This window comes from Subtercola vilae (genome assembly GCF_004923255.1).
GTDB classification, from domain to species: Bacteria; Actinomycetota; Actinomycetes; order Actinomycetales; family Microbacteriaceae; genus Subtercola; species Subtercola vilae.
In genome coordinates this window covers 48,958-66,089 of record NZ_QYRT01000007.1, presented here as the reverse complement: position 1 = coordinate 66,089, position 17,132 = coordinate 48,958, and the positions used below count along the sequence as shown (strand labels likewise).

Sequence of the window (17,132 nt, the reverse complement as noted above, 5' to 3'; positions counted from 1 at the left end):
AGGAGCTTAGGGTTGGGAGATGACGAGGCGACTTGAGGTGCTCAGCGCGGGTGACGCAGGCGCGGTGGGGGTGGCCCTGAGGGCCGCGCTCAGCGGAGCAGGGCCGGCCGTGCTGCCGCGCGAACCCGTGGCTCCGGCCGGGTCGAGGCACAGTTCTCTGGCCACATCGGTGCCAGCCGTGGTGCGCGGGGCAGAGGTGCCGGCCACCGTGCCGCAGAACGTGGCGCTCGTCATCGAGACTTCTGGTACATCGGGTGTGCCCAAACGCGTGGCGCTCAGCCCCGACGCGCTGCTGGCCAGCGCGGCCGCCGTCGAAGGCGAGCTGGGCGGAGCCGGGCAGTGGCTGCTGGCGCTGCCGACGCACTACATCGCTGGCGCGCAGGTGCTCATCCGCTCCATTGTGGCGGGCACCGATCCCGTCGTCATGCCCGGCGGCCACTTCGGCGCCCGCACCTTCGCCGCGCTCGTCGATGAACTCGATGCCCCCCTGAAGTTCTCGTCCATCGTGCCGGCTCAGCTTGCCCGGCTGGTCGACGCGGCCGAAGACGACGACACGGTTCGCGATTCGCTGCGGCGACTGGATGCCCTGCTGATCGGCGGGCAAGCCGTACCTGCAGCGCTCTTCACCCGCGCAACCGATCTGGGCCTCAGCGTGAAGCGCACGTACGGGTCGAGCGAGACCAGTGGCGGGTGTGTCTACGACGGGCACCCGATCGGCCGCACCCTGGCCCGGGTCACCGGCGGCGAACTCGAACTGGCGGGCCCGATGCTCGCAGAGGGCTACCTCGGCGATGATGAGTTGACCGAGCGCAAGTTCTACACCGACGCCGGCCACCGCTGGTATCGCACCGCCGACAGTGGTGAGGTGAGCGACGCGGGTGTCGCCGTGACCGGGCGCATCGACAACGTCATCATCTCGGGTGGCATCAAGGTCGCGATCGACCGGGTCGAACGGGTCGTGCAGTCGCACGCGGGCTTCCACACGGCGATCGTTGTTGCGCAGCCGAGCGAGCAGTGGGGGCAGACCTCGGTGGTGGTCACCAGTGAACCGTTCGATGACGGGGCACTCCGGATGCTCCAGGGCGCCGTCACCGACGCGGCCGGCCGGGCCGCGGCTCCCTCGGGCATCGTGCTGCTCGACCGCATCCCCACCCTGAGCTCAGGAAAGCCCGATCGGCTGGCGGTGGCGCGAACGCTCGCGGCCCGTTCGGCTGGCGCTCGGTAGAATCTTCTGGTGGCGCAAACCAAACGCAAGAAGTCGGGTCACCCGGCCGGTAAGAAACAGCACACCAACCCGAACCGGCTCACCAAGCCGACGCCGGCGATGTGGGTCGCGGGCGCACGCATCCGCACCCTGCCGCTGGCCATCGCGCCCGTCGCGCTCGGTACCGGTGCCGCTGCTGCGCCGCCGTTCCTCGGCAGCGACATCAACTGGGGCCTCGTTCTGCTGAGCCTCGCCGTGGCGTTGTTTCTGCAGATCGGCGTCAATTACTCGAACGACTACTCCGACGGCGTGCGCGGTACCGACGAGTTTCGCGTGGGGCCGCCGCGCCTCACCGGGTCTGGTGTCGCCAACCCCAAGCGGGTGTTGGCCGTGGCACTGGTGTTCTTCGCCCTCGGTGCAGCCGCAGGCGTCGCGATCGTGGTCATCACCGGGCAATACTGGCTGCTGATACCGGGCGGCATCGCCATTGCCGCCGCCTACTTCTACACCGGTGGCAAGCATCCATACGGCTATTACGGGCTCGGCGAAGTGTTCGTCTTCATCTTCTTCGGGCTGGTGGCCACGGTCGGCACCACGTACATTCTCACCGAGAGCTTCAACTTCGAGAGCCTGTATGCGGGTGTCGCCGCGGGGGCCATTGCGTGTGCGGTGCTGATGGCCAACAACATTCGCGACATCGAGCAAGACAAGGTGGCGAAGAAGCGCACTCTGGCCGTGCTGCTGGGGCAGCGCGGGTCGCGTATCGCGTTCGTGGTGTTCCTGGCGGTCGCCTATGCGGTGCTGTTGCTGCTGTCGTTCCTGTTTCCGCTGGCGCCGCTGGTGTTCTTCACGCTGCTGCTGGCGCTGCCGGCCTGTCTCATCGTGCTGACCGCGAAGACCCCGAAAGAGCTGATTCTGGCGCTCAAGCTGACCAGTTTCACCGGGCTCCTGTTCGGTGTGGGGCTGGCGTTGGCGTTGGCGTACTAGCCGTCATCAAGCGCAGCAGTTCCTCTCCGGCCAGAATGCCGCGGCTGACCGTGACGGTGAGGTTGTCGGCGACGTAGCCGGCATCGTGCAATTCGCCGTGCGCCGGTCTGAATGCCAGATCGGCCTGTTCGAGCATCGGTGCGTCGAGCAGCGAGTCGCCGGCCGCGAGCACCGTCGAGGCGCCGGTGCGACGCCGGACCTCGGCCATTGCCTCGCCTTTGGTCACGCAGTCGGGAACGCAGTAGAGCTTGCGGCCCTGCACGGAGACGGTCCACCCGCGGGCGGCGTTCGCTGCCGTCAGGTCGTCGAGCCAGGCTTCCGGCATGAGGTCACGATCGACGATCGCGTAGACGAAGAGGTCTTCGGCGTTGGCGGTTCTGGCTATCCACGGCGCGGTGGTCGCGTCGCCGAGCAACGCCGTCACCTCGGCGAGGGGCGCGGCTGCGGCGGCCAGGCGTCGGCGTACGGCGGAGCTCCACGCCGCATCCATCGCCCCATCGACAAGCAGAACTCCGCCATTCGTCGTTACGGCATAGCGGGGTTCGGGGCCGGCCAGCCGCACCCGCCGGTACTGGGCGACCGTGCGGGTGGTGACCGGTACGAACTCAGTGGTCGCACGCAGCTGCAGCAGCAGGGTTTCGGATGCCCGGGTCATGAACGAGATCGGCACGCCCTCGTAGAGCTCGCTGACGATCATCCGGGGCGCATCGGCGTCTGCCGTGTCGAGCCAGAACGCTCTGGGCGAGTAGATGAGGGTTCGGTCGAGGTCGCACGCGACAACGGCGCGGGGTGCGCGCGGGCCAGGCTCGTGGTTCACAGGTCGGCTCCCGTGCCGCTGGCGAGCGGGTTGATCAGCCCGACGCAGCTGTACGGCAGGTCGGCGACCTCTTCGACCGGCACTCCCCGTTGCGCGGCGAGCAGCAGCACATGTGCGATGTCGTTCTGGGCACCCGACCGCACCAGCACCTTCCATGGCACGCGGCGCAGCAGCACGCGGGTGGTTTCGCCGACGCCCGGCTTCACGAGGTTGATGTTGTCGATGCCGTAGCGGGCGCTGATCTGCTCGACCGCCGCCCAGCCGGCCCACGACGGGGTCGGGCGCTCGCCGGTGGCCGCGTACCCGCCCGCGGCCCGCACGCCAGCCGCGACCTCCTCGGCCACACCCGCGGCGCCGAACTCTGCGCAGACCGCATCAAGAAACGCGTCTGAGACGTCGTTGTCGCGCAACCCGTCGTAGAACTTGGCACCGTGAAAGTCGTTCTCGCCGATCAGCTCTCGATTGAACACCGTTCGCGAGACCAGCCCTGACACCGTCGAATTGAGGCACGCCGACGGAATCAGAAAGTCGTCACGCGTGCCGTAGATCTCCACGCAGTGCCCCGGGTCTGCGAGCACCGCCAGCTCGGTGCCGAACGTCGCACCATCGGTCACGGCGAACAGCTCGAGCGCCGCGCTGAGTTCGCGGGCGATGGCGCCTTTGCCGGTCCAGCCGTCGAGGAACATGACCTGTGCGGGGTTGTGGTGCGCTCTGAGGTAGCGAAGCGCGTTCTGGTCGAGACCCACCCCGCGCACGATACTCATCGTGTAGTGCGGCAGGTCTGCGCCGTGCATCCGTGCCGCCCACCGCTTGATCAGAATGCCGATCGGCGTTCCGGCGCGCGCAAGCGACACCAGTACGGGCTGGCCGTCACGGGCTTCGAGCACCAGTTCGGTCACCACGCCGACGGCCACGGCCAGACGCCGGGCCGACCGCAGCAGCGCCTCCTCGTACAGCTGCTGGTACTCGGGCGAGGGCACGTATTCGACGGGCAGCGTCTCGGCGTAGTTCGTCTTTCCGCTCTGGATGCTCTGCTCCCGTTCAGCGGCCGGAGCCTCCAACCGCGCATCCCCCAGGTCTTTCAGCAGCCACACAACATCGTCGGCGCTGTACGAGCCGAACGCGGGCCCGGTGAGCGGAACAGGAAGGGGCGGGGCGGGGGTGGCTGAGGTCACGGGCGGGCTGTCTCCTCGGAGTGGGCGGGTGCGGGGTCGGCTGCGCGGTGAGGTTCAGCGTCGGATACGGGGTGCAGTGCACTTTCTGGCGACGACGTGAGCAGCGCGACGATCACGTGGTCGCACACCCGGCGGAGCGCCTCGGCCACACCGTCGGCGGCGAGCATCCGGTGTCGGTCGGCCTCAGGTTCGGGCAAAAAGACGATGGTGTCGAACCGCCGGCCCGCGCGTGTGAGGTTGTAGGCGAACCTCGGGCCGAACCCATCGCTGGTCAGGTCGTGGCTCTCAAAGGTGACGGCGCTCGCGATGGCATAGTCGGGCCGGTCGAGCGGTGCGATGGGGGAGCGCGTGGTCGTCGAGAAGTGGATGCTGGACGGACTCGTGACGACGTCGGGCGGGCTCAATGCGAGATGGTCTGCGACGGCGAGGGGGAGCGCAATGAACTCTTCAGAGCCGAGCAGGAGAGTGCGTGTGCCCGCGAGCAGGGGGAGAAGTTTCGCCGCAATGGCCGCGGCTGCGTCGTCGTGCATGCCTGGCCGTGCATCCACGCCGAATCGGGCGTTCTCCAGACTCGCGACCGCCCCGTGGCTCTCACCCGCGGCGTTGAGTACCGTCACTTCTCCGCTTCCGGGCGTCACGGCGCCGGGCGAGAGGGCAGCGAGCACGGCCGCGGCCCGGGCAGAGACGTCGGGCGGCAGCTCGATCGAACCGAAGCCGAGCGCCACGACGGCGATCGAGGTGTGCAGCGACTCGGCGAGGGCATCGAAACGTCGTCGGTCGGCCTCCGAACGCAGGTCGATGAGCGACGCCACGACCCAGCGCGACTGCGGCACGGCCGCGTGCAGTGCCCGAATGGTGTTCACAATGGTGGTGCCCGTGCTCAGCTCGTCGTCGACCAACACCACGGTTCCTCCGGGCTTCAGCCAGTCGGGCCGCGCCGGGTAGAGCTGGTGACTCGTGGCGTGCGAGTGCTCCTCTTCGAACCCCGCGAACGGCACCCGGTCGCCCGCCGCGTGCCGAGTCGAATGGATGTAGTACGCCCCAATCGTCTCGGCAACACGCTGCCCGAGCCCGGTGGCGGTTTCGGCGTACCCGATCGTGGTGACCTCCGGATGCTCGACTCGCGCCTCGGCCACGTCGGCCCTCAGCGACGCCAGCTCCGCGCCATCGAGATTCCCGTCGGCAGGCGGCCGCAGCAGCGTCGACAGCCGATCGTAGAGCGGCCGCGGCGGCGGGGCGCCGTCGAGTTCGGCGGCGACGAGCAGCCCGAGCAGCTCAGCGGCGACGATGGCGAGCCCTGGCACCGTGGGAACGTGTTTCGCGAGCACGTTCGATACGAGCAGCTGGGCTCGCCGGGGGTTCTGGCGAAGCGCGACTCCGACGAGCAGTTCGACGGGCACGAGGCTACGCCGGGCATCCGAGACGACCCGGATGCCCACCTCTCGCTCGGCGAACGCGCTCGTCGAGGCGGCGGGTGTCTGGGGCTCGCCGGTCATCGCATACTCGTTTCGAGCAGGTCGACGAAGGTGGTGCTCTCGGCGGCGACACCGAAGGCATCGGCGCGCAGCAGTGTCTTCTCTGCCCAGGCCTGATGGGGCTTCATCTCGTTCATCTTGTTGCGGTAGGGCGACGCGCTCGCTCCACCACCGACGTTACCGGCGATCGACAGGGCGTCGAGGTACTCTTCGTGGCTGACGACGGAGAGGGCGTGCACGACCGGCACGTGCGTCGGGTGGATGACCGTTTTGCCGAGCAGACCGTTGGCTTGGTCGAGCGAGATCTCGCGAATGAGCCCGTCGAGGCCGCCGAGCATGAGGCGTTTGCGGAGCTCGGGCTCGTTCGCGTCGACGAAGGGCGTGAGGCGCAACTGCGGCCGCAGCATGCGCTCAGAGGTGTCGAAGTGCTCCCAGACGGGCCCGGTGATGACGAATCGATCGGAGGGTCGGCCGAGAACGTTCACGATGTCGGCGATCACAGCCGAGACCACTTTGACGTCGTAGACCGTCAGCTCGCGCGAGCGGCGGAGCCCGAACACGCTCGACAGGTCGGTGGCGCCGATGCGCACGGCGAGAATGTCGTCGCGGTGCTTCTGCAGAACGTCGACGATGCCAGAGAGCGCGCACGTGCGGGTCTCGGTGTGCACCATCGACGGCGATTCGAGAATCGGCATGATGCGAAGCCGCCGGCCGCCGCCGGCGCCCGACTGCTCGTACTGCTCGTGGATCTGATGCAGCGCAGCGAAGAACCGGTCGGCGTAGCCCGTATCGTTCTCGAACTTCGGAATCACGAAACCGCTGAGCAGGCCGAGGGCCGGCCCGCAGAGCTCGGCCATGCGAAGCATCTGCTCTGGAGTGCGCACGCGGATGAACAGCAGCGGCAGGTCGGCCGTGGCTGTTTCGTCGGCAGGCCCGTCGCCCGGCCGACGGCCAGTCTGCTCGAGCAGGCTCTGCAGCGCAGTGGCGACGTTCGTCTCGGCAAAGGTCACCGCCGAATCGGCGATCGAGTCTTCGAGGCACAGCACCATGCTGATGCAGCCGCGTGCGGCCTGTTTTCTCACATCGGCGGCGATCGCTGGTCGGTCGCCCGGGCAGTAGAGCGTTGCGCCGAGCGCCGCGGCGAGCAGGTCGGGCGGCGAAGCGATGTGCAGTTGCTGCGGGAGCCGGTGAAAGAGCGTGCCCGCTTCGGCCTCGCTGACCGAGCTGAAATGGCGCACGGCCTACCTCATCCGGGGTTGGCGTGGGTCGACATGGGCGGTCAGCTGGTAGCCGAATTCACGGTGCAGTTCTGCCGGGGTGAGCCCGCGGGCAACCGGCTCGGCGCGGAGTTCGATGAAGGCGTTCACCCGCAGCAGGGTGAGCGCGAGCATCCGGGAGCCGGCTGCAGTGCCGGTCGCTGCGCCTGTCGCCGCGCCTGCGGGCGGTGCGTCGGCTGGCACGGTGAAGCTCGAGCCGTCGAAGAGTTGAATGCCGAGCGGTTCTGATCCGTTGCCCACGAAGAGTGCGCGGCGAAGTTCGTGCAGGTGTCGCAGCGCCACGATCGCGTCGCCGTCGTCGAAGCCGACGAGGGCCCGGTTTCCGCCGGTCATGACGCTGGTGCCCACCGATTCGAGAGCGCTCGACGTCAGGGTGAGCGCGCCGGTCACGCGGGTGCTGCTCTCCCACGCGATGGCGTAGGCGCCGGAGACGATGAGGCTGCCGATGGCCGAGCGCCGGGCATCCAGTCTCAGTACCGGATGCTCGCCACCGAGCTCGCGAACCTCGTCGATCGTCGGGGCGGTGAAGGGTTCTGGCTGGCGCGGTCGGCTGGGGCGCCGGTTGGATGCCAGCGCCGTGGCTGAGCTGACGGGAGCGCCGAGAGACAACCCGCGACTCGGTGAGGCGGTGTCGGTCGACCGCGTCGAAACCGGTTCGGCGGCGGCGTTCTCCGGCCCCGCGGGCGTGACCCGCCGCCGCAGGTAGGGCAGGTCGCGGCGCACGGCCGCGGTGTTCAGCGCCACGGCCTAGAGCTCGATCTGGTAGTCGCGCGCCACCCCGGTGAGGCCGTTGGCGTAGCCCTGGCCGATGGCGCGAAACTTCCAGTCGGCGCGGTGCCGGTACAGCTCACCGAACAGCATCGCGTGTACGGTGCGGTTGTCGGTGAGCGGCACATCGAAGCGCACGAGTTCACGGCCGTCACTGGTCGCCACGCGAACGTAGGCCGAGCGCACGGCCGAGAAGTCGGCGGCGCCCCGAACATCGGGATCGACGTAGACAAGAAATGCGATCTTCTCGACGGCCTCAGGAACGAGCCCGAGGTCGACGTCGATCTCTTCGATGTCTGAGGTGTCGACGAACTGCACAGACCCGTCACGGCTCTCGAGCTGGTTGAAGAAGACAAGATGGTCGTTCGAGAGGGCCTTGTCGCTCGCATCGCACATGATGGCGAGCGGCACGAGCTCGGCGCGTGGCCCACGGCTCGGGATGACCTCCCATCCGAAAGCGACGACCACCTGTTGCAGGCCGGGGTTCTCTGCCGTGAGAGCCGCATTTGCCCCCGGAATGAGCGTCGCCATCAGCGACCGCCCAAGGTGAGGCCCGCATCGGGGGCCTGAAACTTGTCGGCCAGAAACCGGCCGTGGGTCGACAGCTCTTCGATCGCCCCGATGCGCACCTGGTTGAGCATGTCGCGCACGGTTTCTTCGAGGAGGCCGAGCTGTTCGGCAAACAGCCTGGTGGCATCGGAACCGTCAGCCCGATCGCCTTCGGGCAGGGCGAGAAAGGCATGCAGTGGCGTGGGAATGTAGTCGCGAACCATCGCCTCGAGCAGTACCCGTTGCTCGGTCGACGCGCCCTGCGACGCAATCGTGAGGGTGAGGTTCTGCAGCAGGTCGCCGATCTGGCCGAGGCGCGACGACAGCACAGTGGGCAGCTCCCGACCGGCCCGCCGCACCGAGTTTCGCAACTCGGCAAGAGCCCGGGCCGTCTGGCCGTCTTCGCTCTGCTCATACTCGGCGAGGGCGCCAGCAGCGAGCCCGCTCTCTTCTGCGGGCAGGCCGTCGCCGGGCGCGACAATCGCCGTCGGCGAGGGGGCGCCGAACAGCGAATTCACGAAGCGGCCGAACGTCATCGTGTCACCTCAGCGAACTTCCCCCTGCTCGCCCTGCCGGCTGCGTTCGAGGTAGGGCTTCGCGCGCTGGATGCCCATCTCGAGTGCCGCCACGGTGCCTTCCATGTTCTTGGCTGCCGAGGCGCGGAAGGTGTCGATCGCATCCATCGTCTGAAAGACGTTGTCGAACGCCTTCTGCAGCGTTTCGACGCTCACCCCTGAGGTGCTCGCCTGCTGCTGGATGCGCACGGTCTGGTCTTTCAACATCTCGGAGGTCTTCAGGATCATGTTGTTCGTGGTGGTGTTGATCGCGTCGATCTGGTCGAGCACCATCTTCTGGTTCGCCAGCGCCTGAGCCACGATGACGGCCGTGCGGAGCGCGGCAATGGTGGTGGTGCGGGCGCGATCGACGCCCTTGATCAGCTCGAGGTTGTTCTTGCGGATGAGATCCATGGCGAGGTAGCCCTGCACCGAAACTGCCAGCTGGGTCAAGATGTCCTGGTGGCGCTGCCGAATGGGGAACAGCACGTCGGCTTCGAGCTTCTGCGCCTCGTCGACCTGGCCAGAGGCTCGGCTGGCTGCGATCTTGTCGACGGTTGCGGCATCCAGAGCCTTGGCGAACACAGCGTACTCGCTGAGTGCCTGCATGGTCTCCCAGAGCTGTACTTTCTCCCCGGCGAGCGACGCGTTGTCTTTCAGCAGCTCGTCTTGCCCGGCCATCAGCGACTTGATGATCTTGTCGAGCTGCGTCTGCGCCGACTCGTACTTCTGAAAGTAGCGCGCCAGCTTGTTGCCACCAGGGATGAAGCCGAGAATCTTGCGCCCGACACCCAGGTCGGCCGCGTTCGGCGTGAGCTCTTCGACCGTGGTGCGGAGGTCGCCGAGGGTGTTGGCCACGGTGATCTGCGCGCTGTTGCCGCTGCGCTTCGCGCCCGCCACCGAGGTGGAGGAGCGCTCGAGCATGCGCGACGAGTACCCGCCCGACTTCACCATGTCGGCGCCGCCGATCTGGGAGATGCCCTCGACCTTGGTCTGGAACTCAGGGCTGCGAGGGTCGAGGGCGCTGACCTCGGCCACGAACTCCCGCGCCTGGCGGGCGATGTCGCTCTGGCGCTCGGCCGCGACGGGAACCATGCCCGGCGCCTCGTCTGCCTCGACGAGGGCGGGTGCATCCGGTGCCCGCAGCACAAGAGTCGCCTGAGCGACCTCGTTGTCATCGGGCGGGGTGAGAGGTGTACTCATGAGAGCCTTCCTAATCCAGCTGTACGCCGAAGTCGTTCGCGATGCCGGCGAGCCCGGTGGTGTAGCCCTGGCCGACGGCCTTGAACTTCCATTCGGCGCCGTTGCGGTAGACCTCGGCGAAGACCATGGCGGTTTCGGGGGCGGCGTCTTCGCTCAGGTCGAAGCGCACGATCTCCTGGCCGTCTTGGTCGACGACGCGGCAGTATGCGGCGCGAACCTGGCCGAAGTTCTGGCGGCGCTCGTCTGCCTGGTCGATCGACACGGCGATGATGATGCGCTGCACATCGGCCGCGACGCTTCGCAGATCGATGTTGATCTGCTCGTCGTCGCCGTCGCCCTCGCCCGTGCGATTGTCGCCCATGTGCTTGACCGACTCGTCGGGGGTGGCCGGCTGGTTGTAGAAGATGAAGTCGGCGGATGAGCGTACTTTGCCGCTTGCGCCCAGAAGGAGCGCTGACGCGTCGAGGTCGAACTGCTCGCCGCTGGTGGTGCGCGGATCCCAGCCGAGGCCGACCGTGGCGATGGTGAGCCCGGGGCTGGTCTTGGTGAGCGAGAGGTTGTTGCCCTTGGCGAGAGTGAGTCCTGCCATGTGTATCAGTGCTCCTTGTTGTGTGTTTCGATTCAGGGTTTAGCTAGTTCAAAGTTTTAGCTGGTTCAGCGATTTAGCTAGTTCAGCGTTTCAGCTAGTTCAAAGTTTTAGCTGGCTCAAAGCGCTTTGGCTGCGGGCCCCAGCAGGTCCATCACCGAGCGGCCGTTGGCACGCTCGCCGATCGCCTTGAAGCTCCAGCCCGCACCTTCGCGGGAGACCTTCGACATGATCATCGCGGTGTGCGTGCCCGAGTCGGTGAGCTGGTAGCGTGCCACCTCGGGTGCGCCTGCGACAGAGTCGTCGACCACCCGGCTGAAGGCGTTCTCGACCTTGTCGAACGACTGCTGGGTGTAGCTCGAGATGACGAAGACGATCTGCGAGACCGCGGCCGAAACCTTCGAGAGGTCGACCAGGATGGTCTCGTCGTCGCCGTCGCCGGCGCCCGTCAGGTTGTCGCCCGTGTGTGTCGCCGAGCCGTCTTTGCTCGCCAGCTGCTGGAACCAGACGGTGTCGAGCACGCGGCCCGACGCATCGAAGAAGATGGCTGACGCGTCGAGGTCGATCTCCTCTGCGGCTTTCGCCCGGCCGAACAGGCCGCGCTTGACCGGGGCTGCGCTGTCCCAGCCGAGCCCGAGGCGGATTTTCGTGAGGGCCCCGCCACCCTGTTTCGTCAGTGAAAGCGACTGGCCTTTTTGCAAGCTCAGACCCATGATGTGTTCTCCTTGTGTTGTGCATTCGGAGCGTTGAGGTACTCCCCCACGCTAGAGGATACGACGTTATTTTGCGTTCTGGCCGCGCAATTCGTGCGCCTTACCGAGCAGCTCGATCAGCTCGTCGTCTTCGGCCGCTTTCGCGCTGTACTTGGTCGGCAGCGTCTTGATGGCCGCCTCGCGAGCCAGCATGCGGTTGTACGTCTTGTCGCGTGCGGCTGTGTCGTTGTCGAAGTCGTGCTCGACGAACTTCTTCGCCTGGATGCGGGCATCACTGATGACAGTGTTCGCCTTGCCGGCCGGGCTGAAGAGAGAAGCCAGAACGGTGATGGCGAGAACTCCGATGATCACGATCAGCGAGAGCTCGGTGCTGATCTCGAACACCGGAATGTGCTGCCCGCCGTTCAGGAAGGGCAGGTTGTTCTCGTGCAACGCGTGCAGTACCAGCTTCACGCCGATGAAGGCGAGAATCGTGGCGAGACCGTAGCTGAGGAAGATCAGACGGTCGAGTAGCCCGTCGATGAGAAAGAACAGCTGGCGGAGCCCCATCAGCGAGAACGCCGTGGCGGTGAACACGATGTAGGTGTTCTGGGTGAGACCGAAGATGGCCGGTACAGAGTCGAGCGCGAACAGCAGGTCTGTTCCGCCGATGGCAACCATGACGAGCAGCATCGGGGTGAGAACCTTCTTGCCGTTCTCGAGGGTGAAGAATCTGTCGCCGTCGTACCGCTCGGTGGTGTGGAACAGTCGCTTTGCGAGTCGGATGATGACGTTGTCGGCGTCATCGCCCTCTGACTCGGGGCGCAGCAGCTTGATGGCGGTGAAGATGAGGAACCCGCCGAACAGGTAGAACAGCCACGCGAAGGAGTTGATGGCCGCGGCACCGATGAAGATGAACCCGGTGCGGGCGATCAGCGCGAAGACGATGCCGAAGAGCAGCACCTTCTGCTGGTCGGCGCGCGGTACCCGGAAGCTCGCGATGATGATCAGAAAGACGAAGAGGTTGTCGACTGACAATGCCTTCTCGGTGATGTACCCCGCGAAGTATTCGGTACCGAGGGTCTGCCCCCCGAACATCAGCAGGCCGACGCCGAACAGGATGGCGATGCCCACGTAGATGGCCGACCACTTGGCGGCCTCCTTCAGAGTGGGCTCATGAGCTTTTCGTACGTGAACGAAGAAGTCGAAGGCGAGCAGGGCCAGAATACCGACGACGGTGAGCAGCCAGACATAACCGGGGATTTCCATGAGAGACGTTTCTCCTCGTGAGCGAGACGGTGCGGGTGAAGGGGAGGGGGTAATTTAGTTGGTGTGCTCCCACTATATTAGTTGGATTGATCCAACCAAACCAACAACGTGGTTAGACAGGTTATGTTCAGGTATGGCTGAAGACGGTATGGAGCCCGCCGAGACGGTCGAGCCCGTCAATGTGGGTGAGTCGATCGAATCGACACTCGCGCTCATCCAGCGGTGGTCGACGAGGGCAGACAACCGCCGCACGCTGCACGACGCCGAGGGCGCCGCACTCTCGAGTACCGACGCCTGGCTCCTCGAACGCCTCGTCGGCTCCAAGCCGACCCGCATGTCACGGCTCGCCGAGTGGTTGAGCGTCGACAAGTCGACGATGACCACAGAGATCAGGCGCCTCGAAGCGGCGGGCCTCGTCGTGCGCGAGCCCGACCCGGCCGATCGGCGAGCCGTGCTCGTGACCGCAACCGCTGCGGGCAGAGTGGCGATCGAGCGGCACCGCCGCATCGCGCAGGAGGTCTACAACACCCTCGTCGGCAAATGGAACGAGGAGGATCGCGCAGACTTCTCGCGCCTGCTACAGCGGTTCAGTGACGAGCTCTCGTGGGTCACCGACGCGGTCTGGCGGCACAACGAATCGCTCTGACCCGAATCACTTCTGCGGAGCATCCAGATCGGAGGCATCAACCACGGTGTCTTCGTTCTCTTCGTCAGAGCCCGCCTTCTCCGGCAGACGCTTGGCCTGCTTGGCCTCACCGTGACGTGCTTCGTAGAGGCCTTCAGCCAGCTGCTCGCGGGGCTTCCGCAGAAAGATGTACGAGGCGCAGAGCGAAATGACGGCCGCAACCGCTGCCGCAATGAAGGGTGTCATCTGGGTCAGGAGAAGGGCTGCGAGCACCACGGCGAAGATGCCGAGGCGAATCAGCGTATAGACCAGCCACGTGCGTCCAGTTTTCACATGCACAGTTTATGCGACCGGTTCTGATCACTCGCTGTAAGGCTGCTCTGCACATAGTTGACACCGGCCGCGAGGGCATATTCAAGGCGTAAGGTTTGTGCATGGCTCGTCTCCTGGTTGGTCTTGTCGCGATTGCGGTGGCTTTCTACGTGTACGCGCTCGTCGACTGCCTGCTGTTCGCGCGAGTGCGTGTACGAGGGCTGCCCAAAGTGGCATGGGTGCTCATCGTGCTGCTGTTCCCGGTCATCGGTGGGGTGTTGTGGTTCTTGATCGGTCGCGGGCGAAAGAGCGCCGGCAAGCAGCCCGTGTATCGCACGGTCGGCCCCGACGACGACCCCGAGTTTCTGGGCGCTCTCCGCGTCGACCCGGTGTCTGAGGCGCAGCTGCGCGACCTCGAGCAAGCCCTCGCCGACGTCGATGACGACCCCGACAACAAGAAGTCCGACAACGGCAGATCAGAGCGGTGACGGCCGGTCATCAACCTGGTGCGGCTGAATCGGGCGCATCGGCGGGTGCGGGTTCGGGTGCGTCACCTGTGCGCGAGTCTGTTGTCAGCCCTGCGGCCGACTTCGCCGTCGCACTGCTCCGCGAATTCGTCTCGCTCGGCGTGACCGACGCGGTACTGACCCCCGGGTCGCGCTCGCAGGGGCTGGCTCTCGCACTCGCCGCGTTCGACAGTGCACGCATGCTCGACCTCCAGGTGCGCATCGATGAACGTTCGGCAGCCTTCACTGCTCTCGGCCTCGGGGTTGAGACCGGGCATCCGGCAATCGTCGTTACAACGTCGGGAACGGCCGTCGCCAACCTTCTGCCTGCCGTGCTCGAGGCCAGCCACTCGGGCGTTCCGATGCTGCTGCTGACCTCTGACCGCCCGAGCGATGCGCGCGGCACCGGCGGCAACCAGACCACGTGGCAGCCCGGCCTCTTCGGCCGTTTTGTGCGTCTGGCGGTCGACGTGGATGCTCCCACCGGCGACCCCGCCGAGCCCCGCCGTGCTGCCGACCTCGCCCGCGCCGCGGTGGATGCGGCCCTCGGTACCCACACCGGCACCCCCGGGCCGGTGCACCTGAACCTGCAGTTTCGAGAGCCGCTGTCGGGGCCGATGCCCGCCCTCTCGGCGGTGTCGGAGCCGTTGTCGGTGTCGGTGCAGGTGCAGCCGTCGGTGCCGGTGCAGGTGCCGGTGCAGGTGCCATTGCCTGCTGACGTCGCGGCCGCCGAACTCGTTGCTCCTGCCGCGCTCAGCGCCCCCATCGAACTGCCGCGCGGCCCCCGCACTGTTGTCGTGGCCGGTCACGGCGCCGGACCCGCCGCCGAAGAGCTGGCCCACCAGGGCGGCTGGCCGCTGCTCGCCGAAGCATCGAGCGGATCCCGCTACGGCCGCAACCTTGTCATCGCCTACCGCGAGCTGCTGAACGACCCGGGCCTCGGCGGCCTCGTGCAGCGCGTCATCGTGTTCGGGCACCCGACACTCTCGCGTGAGGTTCCGGCCCTCTCCCTGCGCGACGGCGTCGAAACCATCGTCGTGACCCCGGCGGCGCTCGCGCTCTCCTCGCCGGCCACTGCCCGCGAGCGGTTCGCAATCGCGCCCGAACCCGGCGGTGAGCCCGCCGCGCCCGAACCCGCGCTGACACTCTCGCACCTTGCCGCATCCGAACCCGCGTCCGCCGTCCCTCCCGACGTGTACAACCCGGGTCACCGCGTCACCACTTTCGTCACCGAGGCCAGCGTTCCGCCCGCCACCGGCGACGTGCTCGACGCCGAACGCGAATGGCTGCGATCGTGGGTGCTGACCAGCCGTTCCATCGTCGATGCACAGAGCGACGACGTGGCACCCCCCAACGTCGAAGCTGCCCGATCACCGAACATCGCCGATCGCCGCGACTACCGCGTCACCGAACTGGCCGCGCTCCGCACCCCGATCAGCCGCCGGATGCTCGGGCTCGCCGTCTGGCGGGCCACCTGGCCGCACGACCGTCTGATCCTCGGCGCCTCTCGCTTGATTCGTGACCTCGACCGCGCCGCCCCCGGCAAGAAGATCACCGTGCACGCCAATCGCGGCCTCGCCGGAATCGACGGCACCATCGCCACCGCCACCGGCATCGCCCTGGCCAGCCAGCGCTCACGCTTTCCGGGCGTAAAGGCCACCGCCACCGCCACCGCCGCCGCCAGAACAGCCACCGCCAGCGGAGTCGGCGTCACCCGGGTGCTGCTCGGCGACCTCACCCTGCTGCACGACGTGGGGAGCATGCTTTTCGGTGCGGGGGAGCGGCGACCGCGCATCCAGCTGATCGTCGCCAACGACCAGGGTGGAACGATCTTCGACACCCTCGAGGTGGCCGCGACCGCCGATCGAACCGCCTTTGACCGTGTGATGATCACGCCACACACCGCCGACCTCGAGGCGCTCGCGAAGGCGTACGGCTGGCACTACACCCGCGCCACCACCCGCGCCGAACTCGACGCCGCCCTCACGGCCCCCGTCTCCGGCCCTACCCTGCTCGAAGTCCCCCTGCAGCGCTGACCCGCACACCGGCGCGCTTCGCGTCGACCAGCACACCGACGCGCTTCGCGTCGACGCGAAGATGGGGGGCTCGGGTGGGTGCGCAGTACGCTGGGGCGATCCAATGGAGGGCGTCATCATGGCATCGTCGAAGAAGTCGGGCTCGAAAGCGAAAGCGAAAGCGTCGGGCGACAGGGTCGCCGCCGATGCAGCTGACAGGTCTGACAGGGTTGCGGGCAAGGCACCTCTGTCGGGCTGGGTGGATGCCCCCGCCGACCTCCTGCACGCCGGAGCCGGTTTCGTGCTCGCCGACACCGACCCGAGCGCCGCCCCCGGTTATCGCGGTGACAAGATCGCTGGCCAGCGTGAGCTCGTCGCATCCGGTGCCGAACTCGAGTCGCTGCAGGAGAAGCTGTTCGCCAACAGCCTCTCGGGTGACAGTCGCTCAGTTCTGTTGGTTCTGCAGGGCATGGATTCGTCGGGCAAGGGCGGCATCGTCAGCCACGTTGTCGGCTCAGTGAACCCCGAGGGTATATCGCATGCCAGCTTCAAGAAGCCCACAGAGGAGGAGTTGCAGCATGACTTTCTGTGGCGTATTCGCAAACGCCTGCCTGCCGCCGGGCAGATCGGTGTTTTCGACCGTTCGCACTATGAAGACGTTCTGGCCGGCAGAGTGCTGAACCTGGCGAGCCCGTCGGAGATCGACGACCGCTACCGGCAGATCAACGACTTCGAGACCGAACTGGCCGAGCACGGCACCACGGTCGTGAAAGTCATGCTGAACATCAGCCCCGACGAGCAGAAGGCCCGCTTGGCCTCGCGCCTCGAGCGCCCCGACAAGCACTGGAAGTACAACCCCAGCGACATCGATTCGCGCATGCTGTGGAACCAGTACCAGGCCGCCTATCAGAGCGTCTTCGATCGCACGTCGACCGTCACGGCCCCCTGGTACGTCGTGCCGGCGAACCGCAAATGGTATGCCCGCCTCGCGGTGCAGAACCTCTTGCGCGCCGCCCTTCGGGGTCTCGACCAGCAGTGGCCGGCCGCCGACTACGACATCGACGTCGAGAAGGCGCGCCTTGCTGCGACTTGATCGCCTCCGGATGCTCGCCCTCCCC

The 17,132-nt window shown here is 66.8% G+C and carries 18 protein-coding genes; 6 read left to right on the top strand and 12 right to left on the bottom strand.

Going from position 1 to position 17,132, the window contains the following annotated elements:
- Positions 1 to 19: 19 nt before the first annotated feature.
- Both D4765_RS05405 and D4765_RS05400 read left to right on the top strand, forming a co-directional pair.
- The gene (locus D4765_RS05405; protein ID WP_136641232.1) at positions 20 to 1,225 is read left to right on the top strand and encodes an AMP-binding protein; all 1,206 of its coding nucleotides are present in this window, start codon (positions 20 to 22) and stop codon (positions 1,223 to 1,225) included.
- Positions 1,226 to 1,234: 9 nt separating this feature from the next.
- Entirely contained in the window at positions 1,235 to 2,191 is a 957-nt protein-coding gene (locus D4765_RS05400; protein ID WP_338054622.1) for a 1,4-dihydroxy-2-naphthoate polyprenyltransferase, read from the top strand.
- Here D4765_RS05400 and D4765_RS05395 read toward each other — a convergent pair.
- The 11 genes from D4765_RS05395 to D4765_RS05345 all read right to left on the bottom strand — a co-directional run bounded on the left by D4765_RS05395 (position 2,142) and on the right by D4765_RS05345 (position 12,556).
- Positions 2,142 to 3,008 carry an HAD family hydrolase gene (locus D4765_RS05395; RefSeq protein ID WP_136641231.1) on the bottom strand — a complete coding sequence of 289 codons (867 nt, stop codon included), beginning with the start codon at positions 3,006 to 3,008 and terminating at the stop codon, positions 2,142 to 2,144. The two genes, D4765_RS05400 and D4765_RS05395, sit on opposite strands and share 50 nt — an antisense overlap.
- On the bottom strand, positions 3,005 to 4,183 hold the full coding sequence (locus D4765_RS05390; RefSeq protein ID WP_136641230.1) for a cysteine protease StiP family protein: 1,179 nt from the start codon (positions 4,181 to 4,183) through the stop codon (positions 3,005 to 3,007). The genes D4765_RS05395 and D4765_RS05390 overlap by 4 nt, the downstream gene beginning before the upstream one ends.
- A complete protein-coding gene (locus D4765_RS05385) occupies positions 4,180 to 5,679 on the bottom strand; it encodes a phosphoribosyltransferase domain-containing protein (RefSeq protein ID WP_136641229.1) in 1,500 nt (499 codons plus the stop codon). The genes D4765_RS05390 and D4765_RS05385 overlap by 4 nt, the downstream gene beginning before the upstream one ends.
- A complete protein-coding gene (locus tag D4765_RS05380) occupies positions 5,676 to 6,896 on the bottom strand; it encodes an HpcH/HpaI aldolase/citrate lyase family protein (RefSeq protein WP_136641228.1) in 1,221 nt (406 codons plus the stop codon). Before D4765_RS05380 ends, D4765_RS05385 begins: the two co-directional genes overlap by 4 nt.
- Before the next feature lie 3 nt (positions 6,897 to 6,899).
- The gene (locus D4765_RS05375; protein WP_136641227.1) at positions 6,900 to 7,679 is read right to left on the bottom strand and encodes a hypothetical protein; all 780 of its coding nucleotides are present in this window, start codon (positions 7,677 to 7,679) and stop codon (positions 6,900 to 6,902) included.
- 3 nt (positions 7,680 to 7,682) lie between these two features.
- The gene (locus D4765_RS05370) at positions 7,683 to 8,234 is read right to left on the bottom strand and encodes a TerD family protein (RefSeq protein ID WP_136641226.1); all 552 of its coding nucleotides are present in this window, start codon (positions 8,232 to 8,234) and stop codon (positions 7,683 to 7,685) included.
- Positions 8,234 to 8,788, bottom strand: coding sequence for a hypothetical protein (locus tag D4765_RS05365; RefSeq protein ID WP_136641225.1), 555 nt, complete (start codon positions 8,786 to 8,788; stop codon positions 8,234 to 8,236). The genes D4765_RS05370 and D4765_RS05365 overlap by 1 nt, the downstream gene beginning before the upstream one ends.
- Before the next feature lie 9 nt (positions 8,789 to 8,797).
- Positions 8,798 to 10,009 (bottom strand): toxic anion resistance protein, encoded by a 1,212-nt coding sequence (locus D4765_RS05360; protein ID WP_201799231.1) that lies wholly within the window; start codon positions 10,007 to 10,009, stop codon positions 8,798 to 8,800.
- Positions 10,010 to 10,019: 10 nt separating this feature from the next.
- On the bottom strand, positions 10,020 to 10,598 hold the full coding sequence (locus tag D4765_RS05355; protein ID WP_136641223.1) for a TerD family protein: 579 nt from the start codon (positions 10,596 to 10,598) through the stop codon (positions 10,020 to 10,022).
- A 116-nt stretch (positions 10,599 to 10,714) separates the two neighbouring features.
- Positions 10,715 to 11,308 carry a TerD family protein gene (locus tag D4765_RS05350; protein WP_136641222.1) on the bottom strand — a complete coding sequence of 198 codons (594 nt, stop codon included), beginning with the start codon at positions 11,306 to 11,308 and terminating at the stop codon, positions 10,715 to 10,717.
- Between the two features lie 66 nt (positions 11,309 to 11,374).
- Positions 11,375 to 12,556 carry a TerC family protein gene (locus D4765_RS05345; protein WP_136641221.1) on the bottom strand — a complete coding sequence of 394 codons (1,182 nt, stop codon included), beginning with the start codon at positions 12,554 to 12,556 and terminating at the stop codon, positions 11,375 to 11,377.
- 133 nt (positions 12,557 to 12,689) lie between these two features.
- Between D4765_RS05345 and D4765_RS05340 the strand changes: the two genes are divergently transcribed.
- On the top strand, positions 12,690 to 13,202 hold the full coding sequence (locus D4765_RS05340) for a MarR family winged helix-turn-helix transcriptional regulator (protein WP_136641220.1): 513 nt from the start codon (positions 12,690 to 12,692) through the stop codon (positions 13,200 to 13,202).
- 6 nt (positions 13,203 to 13,208) lie between these two features.
- Here D4765_RS05340 and D4765_RS05335 read toward each other — a convergent pair whose 3' ends face one another.
- Positions 13,209 to 13,514, bottom strand: a complete 306-nt coding sequence (locus D4765_RS05335) for a DUF4229 domain-containing protein (protein WP_161580361.1) — start codon at positions 13,512 to 13,514, stop codon at positions 13,209 to 13,211.
- Between the two features lie 101 nt (positions 13,515 to 13,615).
- Between D4765_RS05335 and D4765_RS05330 the strand changes: the two genes are divergently transcribed.
- The 3 genes from D4765_RS05330 to D4765_RS05320 all read left to right on the top strand — a co-directional run bounded on the left by D4765_RS05330 (position 13,616) and on the right by D4765_RS05320 (position 17,107).
- Entirely contained in the window at positions 13,616 to 13,981 is a 366-nt protein-coding gene (locus tag D4765_RS05330; RefSeq protein WP_136641218.1) for a PLD nuclease N-terminal domain-containing protein, read from the top strand.
- Positions 13,982 to 14,049: 68 nt separating this feature from the next.
- The gene (gene menD / locus D4765_RS05325; RefSeq protein WP_201799230.1) at positions 14,050 to 16,035 is read left to right on the top strand and encodes a 2-succinyl-5-enolpyruvyl-6-hydroxy-3-cyclohexene-1-carboxylic-acid synthase; all 1,986 of its coding nucleotides are present in this window, start codon (positions 14,050 to 14,052) and stop codon (positions 16,033 to 16,035) included.
- 103 nt (positions 16,036 to 16,138) lie between these two features.
- Positions 16,139 to 17,107, top strand: a complete 969-nt coding sequence (locus D4765_RS05320) for a PPK2 family polyphosphate kinase (RefSeq protein WP_237280275.1) — start codon at positions 16,139 to 16,141, stop codon at positions 17,105 to 17,107.
- The last annotated feature ends 25 nt before the right edge of the window (positions 17,108 to 17,132 follow it).

Coding starts and splice junctions, on each gene's coding strand:
- D4765_RS05405 (WP_136641232.1), top strand. CDS start 20: ATGACGAGGCGACTTGAGGTGCTCAGCGCGGGTGACGCAGGCGCGGTG.
- D4765_RS05385 (WP_136641229.1), bottom strand. CDS start 5,679: ATGACCGGCGAGCCCCAGACACCCGCCGCCTCGACGAGCGCGTTCGCC.
- D4765_RS05370 (WP_136641226.1), bottom strand. CDS start 8,234: ATGGCGACGCTCATTCCGGGGGCAAATGCGGCTCTCACGGCAGAGAAC.
- D4765_RS05365 (WP_136641225.1), bottom strand. CDS start 8,788: ATGACGTTCGGCCGCTTCGTGAATTCGCTGTTCGGCGCCCCCTCGCCG.
- D4765_RS05360 (WP_201799231.1), bottom strand. CDS start 10,009: ATGAGTACACCTCTCACCCCGCCCGATGACAACGAGGTCGCTCAGGCG.
- D4765_RS05355 (WP_136641223.1), bottom strand. CDS start 10,598: ATGGCAGGACTCACTCTCGCCAAGGGCAACAACCTCTCGCTCACCAAG.
- D4765_RS05350 (WP_136641222.1), bottom strand. CDS start 11,308: ATGGGTCTGAGCTTGCAAAAAGGCCAGTCGCTTTCACTGACGAAACAG.
- D4765_RS05345 (WP_136641221.1), bottom strand. CDS start 12,556: ATGGAAATCCCCGGTTATGTCTGGCTGCTCACCGTCGTCGGTATTCTG.
- D4765_RS05340 (WP_136641220.1), top strand. CDS start 12,690: ATGGCTGAAGACGGTATGGAGCCCGCCGAGACGGTCGAGCCCGTCAAT.
- D4765_RS05330 (WP_136641218.1), top strand. CDS start 13,616: ATGGCTCGTCTCCTGGTTGGTCTTGTCGCGATTGCGGTGGCTTTCTAC.
- D4765_RS05320 (WP_237280275.1), top strand. CDS start 16,139: ATGGAGGGCGTCATCATGGCATCGTCGAAGAAGTCGGGCTCGAAAGCG.